Raw genomic sequence first — 17,483 nt, forward strand, 5'->3', positions numbered from 1 at the left:
TCCTGGCAACAGGTCTCCGTCGGACGCCACCGGGCCGGTGAACGCTGCGACGTCCACGTCGGCCCCGACACCCTCCAGTTCTGGATCGGCAACGAGCTGCTGCGCACCGTGCGACGCGACAGCACCGGCCCCGTCCGCAACAAACGACCCTTGGGAGGTGCACTGACCAAGACCCGCAGGACAAACTGACGTAAGGAGTGTCAAGGATCAACCGACGTAAAACCGTCAACCATCAGCCGAATGCCTACAAGGGCACCACGGCCTGAAGAATTGCTGTCTGGCGAGCACCTTCCTTACTGGCTAAAGGGCGGCCACGCCATACGGGGCCCCACGATCGGGCCCTCGCTCCGGGCGGCGCTTCGCGCACTGCGCGCACCCCACCGCACCCCTCGCACAACCACCGGACAGAAACGCGCTCGACGTCATAGCCTCACGACCATGACCGTCGAGCGCTGGGAACGCCGAGCCGAGGTTCCGCTACTCCTGCTCGCCCTCGCCTTCCTCGTGGCCTACGCCTGGCCGGTGCTGGATCCCAGGATCGACCCGACGCTCAACACATTTCTGGACTACATCAGCTGGACCGTGTGGGTGGCCTTTGCGATCGACTTCCTGGTCCGACTCGTGCTCGCCCGCGACCGTGCGCAATACGCCCTCCATCACTGGTACGACGTCGCTCTGATCGCCCTGCCGGTCTTGCGGCCACTGCGGCTGCTTCGCCTCTTGGCCTTCCTCCGCATCCTGAACAGGAGTGCAGCCGGCAACCTCGCCGGCCGGGTAACCACCTATGTCATCGGCTCTGCCGTAATGGCCATCGGCCTCGGGGCGGTGGCCGTGCTCGACGCCGAGCAAGACGCTTCCAAGGCCAACATCACCACCATCGGCGACGCCCTCTGGTGGGCCGCCACCACAGTGACCACCGTTGGGTACGGAGACCGCTACCCGGTGACCACCACGGGACGGGTCATCGCCGTGACGCTCATGGTCGTCGGAATCGCCCTCGTCGGAGCGATCACCGCCTCCATCGCCGCATGGTTCGTAACCAGTCTCGACCGGGAGCGGCGAACTAAGGCGAACGAGCCAGAACTCGTCACCGACGAACGTCTCTGACTCGCAACCCCACGACCCGCAAGGTCATGGCGCGCCCTGTCACCACCTGCCCTCCGACTCTGCGCTCCACCTTCGCCACCTCCAGGCCGCATGAAGGGCGCTACGCATAACTCCGTGATGGCCTCCGGCCACCCTTGACCCGACCACTCGGCAGGCTCTCCTACTCCGCTATCGGGACGGTGGCTCATCCCGCCGGACGACTTGGGGTCCGTGGTTCTTCCGGTACGTCCAAGCCATTCCGACCGCATTGACCACCGCGGCGAAGACGAAGATGCCGGTCCAGACCGGGACATCGTGGGCCCAATTGATCGCCGCACAGACGATGAGAACACGATGAGAACGGCGTTCGCCGCCAGCTGGGCCCTCTGCTGCATTCGTGCGTCCCAATCCACACGCACAGTGTCGCGCACTCCCCGATCGACGTGGCCGTGGGCGCGCCCTGCGCCACGCTTGGTAGTTGCCCGAGAGATGCCCATAGGGTCCGGAACAGCCAGACCCACCCGGCATACAGCAGAGCCCAACCCGTTGCAGCGCAATGGAATCCGCGACACCGCTCACCCTTGGGGCTCGCTCCTAAGACGGGTGTCGGCGGTGCGAATCAGCTCGAGGGCGCCCAACGCCTGCACAACGGCCTTTGGGAGGTGGGGGCCATTTCAGCCTTCCCCTCGCCGCTTCAGGTCCCTCATTCCTCACGCGGGATCAGGCCTCCGACTCTGCGTGTGGCGTCGGCCTCGGCCGATCGGAATCGGGCGTCCTCGATGCTTGCGGCGATGACGCGCATTTGCGCGGGGTCGGCGGTGAGGTCAATCCATGCTCGTGCGCGGCCGCGTTTGCTGCCTATCAGGTAGCCGATCCAGCCGCCAATGCCGTAGGCGAGGGCGATGATTGCCGCATAGACGAGAGTCTCGGTCACGGTGGCGAGTGTGCCAGGCGACGTGGAGACGAGTGGCTGGTTTGGCGCCCAGGATCGGCATGAACCCGGCCGGGCCCCTCGACATCGCCCGGTGTGCGACCCAACGAAACGACACGAAACGACACGCAGAGGCTCACTCCATCCTTCTTGGACCACGCCAGTCGTCCAGTCCTCATCAGCCACGCGGTCGGATTGGCCCCAGTGTGGAAGCCCGCTGAGCCCGCGCGGAAACCGCTGGACCTCTTTCGGGACAGCCAACGGGAGCGGGACAAGGTCACCTTTGCGCTACCGCCCCTGCGCGCCACCATGAAGCCATGGACGTGAAGCGCTTTACATGCCGTCTCGTTGGCCACCGATGGAATCATCACCGGTTGCCGGATCACACGGTCAAGTCGACGTGCCAGCGGTGCGGGCTGATCGAGTTCGGCGACGGCGAGCCCGATTCGAGGGCCCAGCACATCGTCGGAGGCGGAGGCCCGAGCGGCCCAGGTTGATGGGACAACCTCCCGGCGCTCCGCAGCCAAACTGCGGTGGTCCCTGGCCCCCGCTGCGATTACGCCAATTGGAGGAAGCCGAACGCGTCCGCGGGTAGGAGGGTGTTGATGTAGGCAACGCCCTCAAGCCCAAGCAAAGGCAGGTTAACCATGTCCCGCAAGACTTTCGCGCGTGCCACCTTCGCCGTCGTTTGCGCCGGAGCCGCGCTCTTGGCCGCACCCGCAGCCAGCTACGCCGACAGCTTCTCACTGCCCCAGGGAGAAGCCTGCGCAGACTTCCCCGTCACGTTCACCGTCTCTGGTGGCAATCAGAGCGTGCGACCCGCTAACGGCCAAGGCGGCAACCCGAGTCGCGTCATCGTCGCCGGGACGGGGAGCAACGTCACCGTCACCAACGACGACACACAGCAGGCGGTGTCGTTCCAGTCCAACGGAGCGGTGACTCGCACCACGACCCGCGCGGACGGAAGCCAGACTGTCAGCGCCACCGGGCACTACATCATCATCTTGTTCTCCACCGATGTCGGAGGGCCGTCCACCACGCTCTACACCGGACAGGTGACCTACACCGTCACTCCAGGCGGAGTCTGGGAGGTACTGAGCCACTCCGGATCGGCGCTCGACCTCTGTGCAGCGCTCAGCTGAGCCCGTTCTCGACGCCAACCGCGACGAAACTCAACCGACGAGGGAGGCGGAAGCACGCGGCATACCCAAGGTAGTTAGTCCGGCAGGGCGGCTGGGACACCGGCGAGGCCGGCCAGGCGGGTGGAGAGCTGGATCAGGTCAAGACGGCTCTTGGACGCCACGAACTCCACCCGGCCCTTGAGCCGGCGCCGATCGGCGGCCGTGAGCGTCTTGGCTGTGAGCACGACGATGGGGATGCCTTGCGTGTTCGGGTCGTGGTGGAGCGCGTCGATGACCGCGAAGCCGTCGGTGTCCGGCATGAGCAGGTCGACGAGGACCACGGCCGGCGACTCGCTGCGCACGACCGCATGGGCCTCGGCACCGTGGGCGCAGGTCCGCACGTCCCAGCCGAGTGGTTCGAGGGTGACCTGCACCAGCTCGAGCGCCGCCGGGTCGTCGTCGACCACCACGATCCGCCGGTGCGCCACCTGGTGGGGCGGGCCCACCCCCACCCGGCGCAGGGCGGCGAGGAGGTCGTCCCTGGCCACCGGCTTGACGAGATAGTCGGAGGCGCCGAGCGCGAAGCCACGGCCGCGTTCGGGGAGCACACTGACGACGACGACCGGCGTGTCGGCCGTCGAGGGCTCAGCCTTCAGCGCGCCCAGGACGTCCCAGCCGTCCATGCCGGGCAACCGGATGTCGAGGATGACGGCGGCCGGGTGCATCGAGCGCACCGCGTCCAGTCCCTCCTCGCCCGTCCCCACCGCCACCGGCCGAAGACCCGCCGCGCGGACGTGCACGGAGACCAGCTCCGCGGAGTTCTCGTCGTCCTCGATGATGAGGATCGTCGGCCGGGAGTCCTCCCCCTCACGACCCCAGTCCGCGCCAGCGTCGGCGAGAGCGCCGGCGTCGGCGTCGGCGTCGGGCACCAGGCGCGGCTGGGCGCTCAGGGGGATCCGGAAGCCGAACGTGCTGCCGACCCCGAGGGTGCTCTCGAGCCACAGCGTCCCGCCGTGCAGCTCAACGATCCGGCGGGTCAGCGTCAGACCCAGGCCCGTACCCTCGGCCGACGAGCTGGACCGACCGCCCTGCTGGAAGGAGTCGAAGATCCGGGCCTGGTCCTCCGGCGCGATGCCCACGCCCGTGTCGGTGACGCTCACCTCGAGATCCCCTTCGACCCGGTGCGCGACGACGCGCACCCGACCTCCGTCGGGCGTGAACTTCACGGCGTTGCTCAGCAGGTTGAGCATGATCTGCTTGAACCGCAGCTGGTCCGCCCAGATCGTCCCCAGCTCCTCCTTGGACGCGTCCACCGTGACCTTGATCCGGTGTTGAGAGGCCCGTTCGCGGACCAGCAGGTGCGCGTAGTCGAGGGCCTCGGCCACATCGAAGGAGGTCCGGTCGAGCTCCATGTGACCTGCCTCGACCTTCGACAGGTCGAGCACGTCGTTGATGAGCGCGAGCAAGTGGCGACCGGCGCTGTGGATGTCCTGGAGGTAGTCGGCCTGGCGCTCGTTGAGCTCACCGAACATCCGCTCCAGCAGCACCTCCGAGAAGCCGATCACCGCGTTGAGCGGCGTCCGGAGCTCGTGCGACATGCTCGCCAGGAACTCGGACTTGTGCCGGCTCGCATCGGCCAGCTCGGCGCTCTGCCGCTCGAGCTGCTGGTAGAGCCGGGCGTTCGTCAGCGCGATGGCCGACTGGCTGGCGAACGAGGACAGCAGCTCGCAGGTCTCATCGCTGAACACCCCGGGTTGCTTGCGCCGCACGACCAGCGCGCCGACGATCCGGTCGGCACGGGTGAGCGGGATCGCGACGAGGGAGCGCCAGCCGGCCTCGTGGAGCAGGGTCAGGTGCGGGTCGAGGTCCTGGCGCTCGGACAGGTCGGGGATCTGGGCCACTGTGCGCGAGGCGGCCGTCCGGCCGACGAAGGTCTCGTCGACGTGGATGCGGGACTGCCGGAGGCGCTCGACCACGTCGCGGCTGGTGCCGTAGGTCGTGCGCACCCCGAACAGCCGGGTCTCCTCGTCGTACTCCATCAGCGACCCGCCGTCGGTCTCCGAGAGCTGGACGGCGTGCTTGACGATGGTCGTCAGCACCTCGTCGGGGTCCAGGGACGAGCTGATCGCCTCACCGACCTCAGAGAGCGCCTCGAGCTGCTCGACCTTCCACGACAGCTCGTCCGACCGGCTCTCGAGCGCCCGGAAGAGGCCCACGTTCCGCAGGGCCAGGGCTCCCTGCGCGGCGAACGTGCTGAGCAGGCTCCGCACCCGGTCGTCGAACGGGTCGACGATGGTGCGCCACACCGACAGCACCCCGACCACCTCGTCCTCGACGATCATGGGAGCGCCCATGATCGTCCGGATGCCGCTCTTGCTCTGGAACTCGGGGCGGTCGTAGTCAGGGTCCGCGAGCACGTCGACGATCTGCTGGGTCCTGCCGTCCAGGCCGACCCGGCCGACCAGCGAGGTGCGGTCGCGCGGCACCGGTTTGCGAGTGGCCAGCTCCAGGTAGTCGGGCCGCAGGCCGACCGAGTGCACCATCGTGAAGTTGTGCTCGGTGGCGATGTGGATCGTGGCCGCATCGGCCCAGCACAATCGGCGAGCCCGCTCCACGATCGCGTCGAACACCTCGGCCTCACCCGACGCGGAGGTCCCGAGCACGGCCAGGATCTCGCTCGTCGCGGCCAGCTGCTCCTGCGTCTCGGCCAGCCTGGCCTGGAGGCGCGCCACGGCCGCGGCGCTCGCTGCAGACCTGTCCTCGGACTCGGTCACGTGCGCCTCCGATCGCGACATCACAGCTGGCGTGCGGTTCCAGCACCCTCAGTCGTCCGGTTCCAGCACCCTCAGCGCGCCCTCCGCCTCAGGTATGCCGTTCCAGCACCTTCAGCAGTCTGCCCCCAGATCAGGACCCATGCCTACCTCCAAAGGGTGAAACTGCCTGTGGCCGCGCAGGTTTGCGTGGGCCGACGTCGGTGCACCTGCCGACGACCTCGGCACCGTCCGGTAGGTCAGAGTGCCTGTTCCTCCGCCGTCGCGCGGCGCACGACGAGTCGGGTCCACGCCCCTACATAGACCCGGTCGCCCTCGGCGAGCTCGCGACGCTGGCCCGGCGTCACCGGCGTCTCGGGCAGCGGGCCGCTCGCGGAACCGACGTAGGTGCCGTTGGAGGACTGCAGGTCCTCGACCCACCACCGCGAACCGTCCGTGGTGAGCTGGGCCTGCCGGCGGCTCACGCCGGGGTCGGAGGCGAGGTCGATGTCGGGGTGGATCCCCCGACTGACCGACGGCCGGCCGATGAGCAGGCTCTGCCGCCGCAACGGCAAGGTCTCCGGAAGTCCGGGCGACGGACACGGGTCGTCACTCTCCTGAGACGCGTACCAGTCAGGGTCGACCCACACCTCGACCACCCAGCCGACGGAGACCTCGGGCGCAACGGGCGCCTGCGGGTCGGGTGCCTTCGCGTCAGGTGCCTGCGCGTCGGGTGCCTGCGCGTCGGGTGCCTGCGCGTCGGGCGGCGGGCCGGCGGACCCCACCCCGGCGCCCAGGTCGAGAGCCGACGTCGGCGCGACCTCCGCTGGCCGTGGCATCGTGCCGGTCGTGAAGTCGTAGCCGCACGCCTCGCAGAACAGCGCGGCCGAGTCGTTGTCGGTCCCGCAGTTGGGGCACTCCTGCGTCGGCGCCTGCCCGCTCGATGCCGCACCTTCAGGAGCGGCGTCAGGCGCCGCGCCTGGAGCCGCGCCAGGAGCCGCAGCCCCGCTGGCTCCCCCAGCCGCTGACGCGCCGGCCGACGCGCCGGCCGACGCGGCACCTTCCTGCGCGATCGGCGCTCCGCACAAGTCGCAGTAGTCCGTCGCGACGGACTCGTGCCCGTTCGGACACGTGACGGCGCTCATTTCCTCACCCGCGTCGTCTTGGTGGACGCAGTGTCGAGCGCCATCTCGTCGAGCTTGCTCACCGCTCGACGCAGCCGGACCGTGCCGGTGTCCGCGTCGTCGATCTCGACGATCTTGCGCAGGCGGCTGGTCGCCTCGTCGTTGCCGGTCTGCGCCGCGAGCTGGACCGCCCGTCCGAGCTTGGCGGTCGCCGTGGTCGTGTCGCCCGCTGCCTTCGCGGCGAGGCCGTCCTGGATGGCCTCCGCGAGCTCGGCCTGCCCGGTGTAGTGCGCGACAGCCGGGTCGATCCGCGCCGTCAGGGTGTCGTCGTTGGACCACAGCGCCTTGACCAGGCCCTGGGCCACCACGGTGTCACCCACGGCCAGCTGCACCCTCGAGGCGAGCTGTTCCTGTCCCACCGACTTCGCTGGCAGCCGCACCGCCACGTGGTAGTCACGCGCCTCGTCGCCCCAGGAGCCGGTGGGATAGCCCCGGGTCAGCGGGTTGACCTCCTGCCGACGTGGCGTGAGGTCCTCGACGGTCGGCGCGACCTGTCTGACGAACAGCACCTCGGCCCCCTGCGGCGCCCACACCCGCAGCGACGCCTCCGCGACCCCGCGGCCCATCGCCTGCCGCATGATCTGCTCGAAGTCCGCCGCCATGTCCTCGGGGCGGGCGATCAGGTCGACGCTGCCCAGCAGTGCCGTCGCGATGCGGCGGACCTCGGCCACCTGCCAGTCCTCGCCGACGCCGCGGCAGTCGCACTGGAACAGGCCCTTGGCCTGCTCGATGGCGGCGCTGAGCTCCTGCGGTGACTCGTGCTGGTTGATGCCGTCGGTCAGGAGGATCGCGTGCCTCTGCGCGAGCGTGGGCACCGACGCGAAGACCTTGGTCGCCAGCCTGAGCCAGGTGCCCATGGCGGTCCCGCCATCGGCGAAGAACGAGCCGACCGCTGCCTTGGCCTGGGCCCGGACCTGTGAGTCCATTCGCACCATGGCGGGCTCCGGGGTGACCGGGAACGCCAGGCGGGGCAGGTGGCTGCCCGCGATGACGGCGAACCAGACACCGTCGAGCACCTGGTCGAGCGCCGCGGCGGCGGCCTGCTGGGCGGCGACGATGTTCTCGCCCTTCATCGAGCCGGAGGTGTCGACGATGACGATCTCGCCGGCCTCGCCCGAGTCCGTCTGCCCCGCCTCGCCCGCGCCGGAACACGTCACCGTGACGATGGCGTGGACGTCCGTCCCGCCGTCGGGCAGGAACTCGTTCTGGAACACCTCAGCTGAGAACGTTGCCATCTGGCGTGCCTTCCTCTTGGTATGCCGCGGGCGCCGGCTCGGGGGTGGTTCCAGCTTCCGCCGTGCCCGGCACCGTCGGAGTCGGCGTCGTCAAAACCGGCGTCGGTGGACCGACCCGGGCGAGGGCCACCGTGATGTTGTCCTGGCCGCCCTGGGCATTCGCCCAGTCGACCAGTCCGTCGGCAAGGTCGAGCGGGGCGTAGCCGGTGGTCGAAGCAGTGTCGCGCAACAGGACTGACATCGCCTCCCCTTCGGAGCAGTAGTTCCAGAGGCCATCGGAGCACACCATCACCCACCCCGGCTCGGTCAGGTCGAGCGAAGCGGTCCGGGGGGTGTGGTCTGGTGCGTCGATGCCGAGCCACCGGGTGATGGCATGCGCCTGTGGCCCGTTCTCCGCATCCTTGCGCGCCACCCCGGCGGCGATCTGCTCCGCAGCGAACGAGTCGTCGATGCTGAGCAGCTGCCCGGCGCCCGCGTCGGGCAACCAGTAGGCCCGGCTGTCCCCGACCCAGCCCACGACGAGCTGGGACTCCTGGATGACCGCCGCGACGAACGTGCACGACGCCGGGTTCCCCGGGCCTGCGGTGGTGTTGCGGATGACCGCGTCGTTGGCGGCATCGACGGCGACCTCCATGGCCCTCGCCGTCGCGGTGCGCCGGGTCGCCGCGGTGCCGAGCGCCTGCGGCCGGGAGACCGTGAGCAGGTCGCGCGCCGCCCGCGCGGCGGCGAGGCTGGCCACGTCGGAGTCGGTGGAGGACGACACCCCGTCGCAGACGACGAGCACGGCGTGGCTGCCCGGCTCGGCCCCGGCGTGCAGCGCCATGGCGTCCTCGTTGCGGGAGTGGCGGATACCGCGGTCGCACACCGCGGCAACCCATGGGGCTGGTGTCTCGACGAAGTGGTCGCGCTCGCTGACGGCCTCGGCACCGCACTGGGTGCAGTAGCCGTCAGGGGCGACCACGCCGCCACATTCGTGGCACGCCCTGGCGACCGCCACGGGTGCCGCCTGGGGCGGTGGTGCCACCGCAGGAGTCAGCTCGGCGCCGCAGGCTTCGCAGAACCGGTCGCTCTCGCCGATCGGAGCCGAGCAGGCTGGACACGACAGCGCCACGTCCGCCAACGGCATACCGCCCTCTTCTCTGGTGGCCTCGGCGTCCACGCCACTCCCCGTCCCTGTCATCGCAGCGTCCACCGGCGCACCGAGTTGGCCTGGTCGACGAGACGGACGCGCTCCTGCTGGCTGGGAGCGTGCGTCGCGAGGTCGCGGTACGCGGACTCGAGCCCGTCGCGCAGCGCCGGCTCCGAGGCAGGGTGACCCGCGAGGGAGACCGTCGGGTCAGCGCCCTGCGTGGTCACCACCGACAGGGCCGCCTCGAGCACGTCGACGCGGAAGCGGGAGCGGTCGACCGGGTCGATCGTCAGGTTGTCGATGCTCTCGAGCGCCGCGGCGAGGGCCGGCAGCCCACCACCGGACTCGGCGAGGAGCCCAGCCCGTCGGCGCCGGGCCTGCGTGAAGGCACGGCTCGTCGCCGGCACGAGGTCGAGGGCACGGACCGCGCCGTCGACGTCACCACGGCCAGCGCGGATCCGGGCCAGGCCGAACGCCGCCGGCGCGATGTAGTTGGCGTCAGTCCGGACACACGTGACGTAGAGCGACTCGGCCACATCGGCCTCGCCGCCGGTCTCGCAGGCGAAAGCGAGGGCCAGCTTGGGGGCGAGCTCACCCGGCACCTGGCCGTAGACCGCGTTGAAGGCGCTCTGGGCATCTGCCGTCCTGCCGCGAGCGAGCGCGACGAGGCCGTCCATCCAGACCGCGCGCCACTCCCAGGGGTCGTCGGTCAGCAGGGCCTGCACGGCCTGGTCCACCCGGTCGTAGTCGCCCGCGTGCAGGGCTGCCTGCGCGGTGGCCAGCAGGACCTCGGGGCTCGTCGCCGGCGCACCCTCCAGGGCCACCAGCCGCTGGGCGGGATCGTCGATGCTCACCGTCCGCAGCCAGGACGCCTGGGGATCGCCCTCGTCCCGGCGCAAGGTGGGCAGGTGCTGCCAGGCCAGGGAGTCGTCCGAGACCGTGGGCACGTCGAAGAGCAGGGACGAGGTCGAGTGCTCCGCGGCTCCCTCCCGCTCGAGGGCGACGACCTCTCGCAGCACCCCGAGGAGCTGGACGCGCAGCTCGTCGGCGCTGACGAACCGGTCGGCAGGATCGGGTGCACAAGCCTTGAGCAGCAGCCGGTAGAGCGAGTCGTGCTTCTGGAACAGGGGTGTCTCGTCGATCGGCGGGAGCGAGGCGACGTAGGTGCTCTGGTAGCCGCGGAACTCGGTGGTGAGGACCATGAGCGCGCGGCCGATGGTGTAGATGTCCGAGGCCACCGAGGGCCCGACCTGTGGCACCTCCGGCGCCTGGTAGCCCGTCGTGCCGTAGATCGCCGAGTCGACGTCGTCGAGCCGCCGCACCCCACCGAGGTCGATGAGCTTGACGGCATCGCCGACCTGGATCACGTTGTCGGGCTTGAAGTCGCAGTAGACGAGGTTGAGGTCGTGGAGGTACTGGAAGGCCGGGAGCACCTCGATGACGAAGGCGATCGCCTGGTCCACCGGCAGGGGGCTGTAGGTGCCGCCCGCCTTCTTCATCCGGTCCTTGAGCAGCTGCTTGAGCGAGGTGCCGCCGACGTACTCCATGACGATGTAGCCCGCACCCTCGTGCGACACGAAGTTGTAGATCTCGACGATGAGCGGGTGCTCGACCTGGGCGAGGAACTGGCGTTCGGCGATGGCGGCGGCCAGCGCGTCGGGGTCGCCCGAGTTCAGCAGGCCCTTGAGCACGACCCAGCGGTCGGACACGTTGCGGTCGCGCGCGGCATAGATCCAGCCCAGCCCGCCGTGCGCGATCGCGCCGGCGACGACGTACTGCCCACCGACCACGTCGCCCTCGTGCAACTTGGGGGTGAAGGAGAACGGGTTGCGGCACGTGGGGCAGAACCCCTCGGTGCGGCCGGGGCGGCCGTCCCGTGACCGGCCGACGGGAGACCCGCACGACGGGCACGTCCGCCGCTCCTCCGGAACCATCGGGTCGGCCAGCACCGCCTTGGCCGCGTCGACCGTCGGCACGGGTGGGATCGAGGTCAGCCCGGCGCCGAGCCGGGCGCCCCGCAGTCGCTGTGAGGACGTGCCCAGACGGCGGGTGACCTTGCTACCACTGGCGTTTCGGGCCGACCCCAAGGCCGTGGAGGCGAGTCGGTTGGAGGCCCGCGACACCATGGACGGGGTCTGGTCGACGCCGGCCGGCGCCGTCGGCACCGACATGTCCGGAGACGCGGCAGCAGTGGCTGCCGGTGAGCCGCACACGTCGCAGTACCCGTCGAGGATCGTTCCGGTGCAGCCCGGCTGGGTGCACGCGACGGTCGTGGTCATGAGGCTGCTCCTGAACCGGGCCGGCCGGTCTGGCGTGGCGTGCTCTGGGCGCTGCCCAGCGCGGCCCCGAGATAGGCCTGGTATGCCGCGACGAGGCCTCGCGCGCGCGCCAGGTCGGCCGGGGTCTGGTCCAGCACCTCGAGGGCGCGGGTCTCGAGCTCCTCCAGGTCTCGCGCTCGCCCCGCGTCGACCCTTGCGTCCGACGGTGAGGCGGCGAGAGCTGCAGCCTTCGCGGCATACGCCCCGAGGCGCCCGCGCAGCTCGTCGCGCTCGGACAACGCCGCGGCATACGCGTCCTGCGCCACGGTCATGGCGCGACGGACTTTGTCCAGGCGCACCAGGTAGGCGTCGACGGCCGCGGGGTCGCTCGGAACGGGCCCCAGGGTGGACACGTCGGGCACGGCGAAGCGAGGGGGCGACACCACCTCGGCGACGCACCGGGCCGCGAGGTCACGCAGTGCGGCGCCCTGTGCCTCGAGCTCGGCACGCAGGGCGTGGGCGCGGGCCGAGTCACGGGAGTCGGCCGCGCGCCGGGAGGCCGCGACGATGAGGTCACGCTCGGCGCGAGCGGCGTCGTGCTCCAGGGGACCCAGGAGGCCCCCGACGTCCGCACCCCGCTGGAAGCGGGCGCCGAGGTCGTCGACGCGCGCCGAGAGCCGCGCCAGCGTCGACGCGGTGGATGACGTGGATGACGTGGACGAAGTGGACGACTCCGTTGCGTCGGTGGAGGAGGGCGCGCCGTCGACGAGGTCCCTGATGCGCTCGACCGCGGCGCGCAGCTCGCGGAGCCGGGTGGTGACGTCGGCCTGCGACGTGTCGAGGCCGAGCCGGGCCCGCAACGAGGTGGCCAGCGCGTCCGAGAGGCGGCACGCCTCGGGCAGGGAGACCGCGAGGGTGGCGTCGACCCTGCCCCAGACGAGAGTGGAGAGTCGCTCCAGCTCCGTCGGGCCCGCGCGCCCCGAGTCCCAGGTGGCCGTGAGCAGGTCGTAGCGGTCGGAGACCGACTTCCAGAGGGCCATCGAGAGCAGCAGGTCGCCGGTGAAGGCCGACTGGTCCGGAGCCTCGAGCGCAGCCTCGTCGAGCAGGTCGAGCTCGGCCTTGCGCTGGTCCCGCCAGGCGCCCAGCGCCTCGAGGTAGCGCAGGGCCTCCAGGGCAACCAGGGGCGTGCCGAGCCGTCCCGGTGCGACGGGAGCCGAGGCGCTGGCCATGGTGGCAGTCACCGGGTCCGTCCGTACACAGCGACCGGGATCGGCGCCGGGCCCAGCGCCGGGGCCAGCCAGGAGTTGTAGCTCTTGGTCCACCGGCCGTCCGCCCGCATCTGCGCCAGCACACCGTTGACGAACGCCACGAAGTCGACGTTCGCCGCGTTGAACCCGAGACCGTACGGCTCGGCGGTGAAGGTGGGGCCCTTGACGACGAGGGCGTAGGGGTCCTGGGCCACGAGACCCGCCAGCACCGTGGCGTCACCGATGATGGCGTCGACCTTGCCCTCCTGGAACAGCACCAGGCAGCCGGTGTGGGTGTCCGCGCCGACGGGCACGACGCCGGTGAAGGTCCGGAGCTTGTCCATGCTCGTGGTGGCGTTGGGTGCGCACACCTTCTTGCCGACGAGGTCGGCCATGCCGGTGATGGGGCCACCGTTCTTGGACGTGTCACCTCGGCGGACCAGCACGTTCTGTCCGGACCGGTAGTACTCGCTGGAGAACGCGATCGTCTTCCAGCGGACACAGGTGATGGTCATGTTGCGGGCCACGATGTCCACAGTGCCAGCCTCGAGCACCGGCAGACGCTGCCCCGAGGTGATGACACGGAACTCGATCTTGTCGGGGTTGCCGAAGATCGCCTGAGAGACCGCGTGCAGCATGTCGATGTCGAAGCCCACGATCTTGCCCGTGACGGGGTCACGCGAGCCGAGCAGCAGGGTGTCGGCCGAGACCCCGGCGATCAGGCGACCGCGAGCCTGGATCCGGGCCATCGTGCTGCCCGCGGGCATCTGTCCAGGGCTCGGAAGCGTCGCCGGCGGGGCGTAGGACGGCAGACAGTTGGCGGCCACGACGTCGGGGTTCGTCGGCGTCGGCGTCGTCGTGGTGGGGGGCGTTGTCGGAGTCGTGGTGGCGCTGACGTGGTTCTTCGGTATCGGCGTCTGCTCGTAGGCGCCCGCGTTGGAGCACGATGCCACCGCCAGGCACGCCACCACGGCCACGGTGGCCAGCGCCGCTGCGCGTACGCGGCTCATCGGTACTCCTCCAGCCGGTGCGAGAAGCCGCGCCAGGCCAGGGCGGCGGCCAGCAGGCCAGCCAGGACGCCCAGCGCGCCGCCGACGGGGAGCCACGTCCCGGCACCGTCAAGGCGCGAGGCGACCTTGGCGTTGAGACTGGACAGCTGCCGCGCCGACGCGGTGTCGAACGCGGCGAAGGAGCCGTTGCCTGCCTTGGCCCCGGTCCCGGTGGCCAGCTTCACGGCACCGTCCCAGTCCCCCTTGGCGTCGAGGGTGCGGATCTGCCGGTGCACGCCTACGTACCCGGGCCACGGCAGGGCGCCCGACCCGGCGTACGCAGGGTTGCCGGCGAGGTGTGAGAGCTCGGTCCGCACCGCGGCATCGGAGTCCTTCCAGGCCTTCTCGAAGGCATCGCCGGAACCACGGGCGATGAGCGTGAGGCTCTCGTTCGACTTGGCGTCGAAGGCGGCGATCCGGGCCTTCGCGGTCGAGAGCGTCGCGGCATAGACCCCGGTCCGCACCGTGTCGACGGAGCGCGCCACTGCCGTGAGTGCCACGACGCCGACCACGAGGGCGACCAGGACCACGACGGCGCCGGCCGCGAGCGGGACGTTGAGGTAGCGCCTGGTCCGGCGAGCCAGCCAGACCAGCTCGAGCGCCAGGACCACCAGGGCGAGCAGCCCGACGATGACCAGCCACAGGGCTGCCCGGCCCGCGTTGTCGAACTCGGCGTCGACCCGCTTGTCGTTGGCGTCGACGAGGTTCTTCAGGATGGGCCGCGCGTCGGCCCGCAGGTTGGCACTCGCGTCCCTGAGGTACTGCGCGCCCACCGGGAGCGCCTGGCGGTTGTTGGCCCGGGCGCGCTCGATCTGGCTGGCGTAGGCGACCAGCGACTGGTTGAGGGCACCCAGGGCGGGACCGTCGGCCGGCTGGTGCTGCGCCGCCTCGGCGATCAGCTCGGTGGCGGACCCGACGGCCCTGAGGTAGTCGGCCCGCTGGGCGGGCGGTTCCAGCCCTCCGACGAGGAAGGCGTTGGTGGCGTCGGCGTCGGCCTGGACGAGGTTGGTCTGGATGGCCTGGATCCGCACGAGCTGGTCGGTATTGGCTCCGGCCCTGTCGAGGGCGCCGCTGGCGGACCGGAAGGCCTGGCCGCCGGCGAGCCCGAAGGCGAGGGCGACCGCCACACCCACCGACGCCAGCCAACGCATCCGACCCGGGGTCTCCTGCAGGCTGGCGCGGAGCCGCACGAGCAGCACGGACGCCCGTCCGGCGAGCCCGGCCGGGGTGGCGGATCCGGGGTCGGAACCGGTGGCGGGACCCGGGGCGGAATCGGGTGCGGAACCGGGTGCGGGGCTCAGCGGGACACGGTCACCCGGCACCGGGGCTGTGCCCACGCGGGCAGCGGTCGCCGAGGTCGCGGTCGCGGGGGTCGTCACGGCATACCTCCAAGGGGGCGGTCACGGGGTCCCGGATCCGCAGGGGTCAGCACAGGCTCTGACGCCGATGGACCGCCAGCGGATCCGTCCTCGAGAGGCTCCTCGTCGAAGTCGCGCGCCACGAGCTGTCTGAGCTGGTCGAGGGACGGGGCGTCGACTTCGCGCAGCCTCCAGGCGTGCGCGCCGATGGCCGCCTCGAGGGCGTTGCGCGCGAACCTGCCGTTGCCGAAGCTGCTCCCGCGGGGAGTGCGGCCGAGCACCTCGCGGAACCGCTCGGTGGCCTCGGGCAGCAGCTCGTAATCGGCACCCCATGCGAGCTTCACGAGGATCTCCACCAGCTCGTCGTCGCTGTAGTCCTCGAACTCGATGGTCGTGCGGAACCGGCTGGCCAGCCCGGGGTTCGCGTCGATGAACGCCTCCATCGGCGCCGGGTAGCCGGCGACGATGACGACGAGGTCGTCGCGCCGGTCCTCCATCTCCTTGACGAGGGTGTCGACCGCCTCCTGGCCGTACTGGTCGCCGTGGGGCCCGGCACCGGTGAGGCTGTAGGCCTCGTCGATGAACAGCACCCCACCCGCCGCGGACTCGACGACCTCGGCGGTCTTGGTGGCGGTCTGGCCGAGGTAGCCGGCGACGAGCTCGGACCGGTCGACCTCGACGAGCTGGCCGCGGGACAGCAGGCCCAGCGCTTGGTAGATGCCGCCCACCAGGCGCGCCACCGTCGTCTTGCCGGTGCCGGGGTTGCCGGTGAACACCAGGTGCCTGGTGATGGAGGGACTCTTCAGGCCCGCGTCGGTGCGCAGGCGCTCGATGCGCAGCACGGCCACCTGACGGTGGACCTCGCGTTTGACGCGCTTCAGGCCCACGAGGGCGTCGAGCTCCGCCAGCAGCTCGTCGAGGCTCCGGGCCGCCGCGGGGGCGGGCGGTGCGGGCGTCGAGTCCGCGGCCGACGTCAACGATTCCGTATGCCGCGTGGCAGTCGTGGCGCCCGGGCTCGGGGCGGGTGGGCTCGGGGCGGGTGGGGCTGAGGGAGCGCCGGGCACCGCCGAGAGCTGGGCGGCGGCCGCGACGGAGGCGTTGCCGATGACGCGCATCGTCGGCTCGCCGAGCTGGCACGCCGCGGAGGCCACCTCGGCGAGGGCTTCGGCGTAGGCGCGGGCTGACGAAGACCCTTGTGCGACAAGGGCGCTCAGCGACGCAGTGGGGGACTCGCGCCAGCGACGGCCCCGGCTCGCCGCATCGAAGAAGTCCTGCGTGGTGGCGGCGCCGAGGGCCCGCGCCCAGTCCGAGGCCGCCCCCGGAGCCGACTCGGCCACCGCCGCCGCGAGGCTGAGCGCCTCGGACCGCGCGGAGTCCGGGTCCAACCCCGCGCTCGAGGCCAGCGCCGCCGCGACGTCGACGGCCTCGACCAGGCTGGCTGCACTCATGAGGCGTCCCGTCCGGCGGGCGGCTGGAGGCGTTCGAGGCTGCCGGTGTCCTCGTCCGGGGACTTGGCAGCGGGGAGGTCTGGCCGGTCCAGCGTGGCCGGCATGGCGGCTGTGGCGGCCGTGGCCGGCATGGGGGGCAGGGGGGTGGCGTCCACGTTGAGGGACCCACCCGACGAGGCGGTTCCGAACTTCTCGGCGAGGAACCGCCCGTGAGCCACGAGCGCGGCGGCGTCGTCGCGGCATACCGCGTCGTAGACCTTGTCCATCGTCGTGGCGAGCAGGTCGAGCTGGTCGATGAGCACCATGAGCGAGGACTTGCCGCGGTCGACGGGACGGCTGTCGGCGAACTGCCGCGGGAGGCGCAGGTAGCCACCGACCGCCTCGGGGAGGTAGTCGGTCGCCGTGGCCATCACGGAGTACGCCTGAGGACTCCCCGCGCCGAGGCTGGACAGCCGCGGAATGGTGTCACGCACGACCCGGTCGACCCGTCTGACCCGTGAGGCGACCGGCGCGGGCACGGCGCCGCCCGCCACCATCGCCTCGACGCGGTCGAGGGCGGCGAAGAGGTCGTCGCTGGTCGGCACCGCGGGTACGCGGAAGCCCACTTCGCCGACCGGCTGTTGCGGCCGGCGCAGGAGGCGATCCCAGAACCCACCCGACATGTGCTCACTATCCCCCACGCCACCC

13 protein-coding genes and 1 pseudogene are annotated in these 17,483 nt (G+C 71.0%); 3 read left to right on the plus strand and 11 right to left on the minus strand.

Translation table 11 applies throughout. The features are described from left to right. Positions 1 to 189, plus strand: a pseudogene (locus tag AC1DWP_RS17460) (hypothetical protein); the annotation flags it as partial. Positions 190 to 438: 249 nt separating this feature from the next. Then, positions 439 to 1,107 (plus strand): potassium channel family protein, encoded by a 669-nt coding sequence (locus AC1DWP_RS17465; RefSeq protein WP_477615759.1) that lies wholly within the window; start codon positions 439 to 441, stop codon positions 1,105 to 1,107. A gap of 682 nt (positions 1,108 to 1,789) precedes the next feature. Here the strand turns inward: AC1DWP_RS17465 and AC1DWP_RS17470 are convergent. Then, the gene (locus AC1DWP_RS17470) at positions 1,790 to 2,020 is read right to left on the minus strand and encodes a hypothetical protein (RefSeq protein ID WP_477615760.1); all 231 of its coding nucleotides are present in this window, start codon (positions 2,018 to 2,020) and stop codon (positions 1,790 to 1,792) included. A gap of 644 nt (positions 2,021 to 2,664) precedes the next feature. Between AC1DWP_RS17470 and AC1DWP_RS17475 the strand changes: the two genes are divergently transcribed. Further along, positions 2,665 to 3,159, plus strand: a complete 495-nt coding sequence (locus AC1DWP_RS17475) for a hypothetical protein (RefSeq protein WP_477615761.1) — start codon at positions 2,665 to 2,667, stop codon at positions 3,157 to 3,159. Positions 3,160 to 3,233: 74 nt separating this feature from the next. Here the strand turns inward: AC1DWP_RS17475 and AC1DWP_RS17480 are convergent, their stop codons facing one another. The 10 genes from AC1DWP_RS17480 to AC1DWP_RS17525 all read right to left on the minus strand — a co-directional run bounded on the left by AC1DWP_RS17480 (position 3,234) and on the right by AC1DWP_RS17525 (position 17,458). Beyond that, positions 3,234 to 5,912: a response regulator gene (locus AC1DWP_RS17480; RefSeq protein ID WP_477615762.1), complete on the minus strand. Its 2,679-nt coding sequence runs from the start codon at positions 5,910 to 5,912 to the stop codon at positions 3,234 to 3,236. Between the two features lie 236 nt (positions 5,913 to 6,148). Continuing rightward, positions 6,149 to 7,033 (minus strand): FHA domain-containing protein, encoded by an 885-nt coding sequence (locus AC1DWP_RS17485; protein ID WP_477615763.1) that lies wholly within the window; start codon positions 7,031 to 7,033, stop codon positions 6,149 to 6,151. Further along, positions 7,030 to 8,307: a vWA domain-containing protein gene (locus tag AC1DWP_RS17490; protein WP_477615764.1), complete on the minus strand. Its 1,278-nt coding sequence runs from the start codon at positions 8,305 to 8,307 to the stop codon at positions 7,030 to 7,032. Before AC1DWP_RS17490 ends, AC1DWP_RS17485 begins: the two co-directional genes overlap by 4 nt. After that, positions 8,288 to 9,466, minus strand: coding sequence for a PP2C family protein-serine/threonine phosphatase (locus AC1DWP_RS17495; RefSeq protein ID WP_477615765.1), 1,179 nt, complete (start codon positions 9,464 to 9,466; stop codon positions 8,288 to 8,290). The genes AC1DWP_RS17490 and AC1DWP_RS17495 overlap by 20 nt, the downstream gene beginning before the upstream one ends. 17 nt (positions 9,467 to 9,483) lie before the next feature. Beyond that, entirely contained in the window at positions 9,484 to 11,715 is a 2,232-nt protein-coding gene (locus AC1DWP_RS17500; protein ID WP_477615766.1) for a serine/threonine-protein kinase, read from the minus strand. Continuing rightward, a complete protein-coding gene (locus AC1DWP_RS17505; protein WP_477615767.1) occupies positions 11,712 to 12,935 on the minus strand; it encodes a hypothetical protein in 1,224 nt (407 codons plus the stop codon). Before AC1DWP_RS17505 ends, AC1DWP_RS17500 begins: the two co-directional genes overlap by 4 nt. Continuing rightward, complete coding sequence (locus AC1DWP_RS17510; RefSeq protein WP_477615768.1) at positions 12,932 to 13,951, minus strand: glutamate ABC transporter substrate-binding protein; 1,020 nt, start codon at positions 13,949 to 13,951, stop codon at positions 12,932 to 12,934. Before AC1DWP_RS17510 ends, AC1DWP_RS17505 begins: the two co-directional genes overlap by 4 nt. After that, entirely contained in the window at positions 13,948 to 15,369 is a 1,422-nt protein-coding gene (locus AC1DWP_RS17515; protein ID WP_477615769.1) for a hypothetical protein, read from the minus strand. Before AC1DWP_RS17515 ends, AC1DWP_RS17510 begins: the two co-directional genes overlap by 4 nt. Beyond that, positions 15,366 to 16,796, minus strand: a complete 1,431-nt coding sequence (locus tag AC1DWP_RS17520) for an AAA family ATPase (protein WP_477615770.1) — start codon at positions 16,794 to 16,796, stop codon at positions 15,366 to 15,368. Before AC1DWP_RS17520 ends, AC1DWP_RS17515 begins: the two co-directional genes overlap by 4 nt. Next, positions 16,793 to 17,458 carry a hypothetical protein gene (locus AC1DWP_RS17525; RefSeq protein ID WP_477615771.1) on the minus strand — a complete coding sequence of 222 codons (666 nt, stop codon included), beginning with the start codon at positions 17,456 to 17,458 and terminating at the stop codon, positions 16,793 to 16,795. The genes AC1DWP_RS17520 and AC1DWP_RS17525 overlap by 4 nt, the downstream gene beginning before the upstream one ends. Positions 17,459 to 17,483 lie beyond the last annotated feature (25 nt).

This window comes from Pedococcus sp. P2_F6 (genome assembly GCF_056403675.1).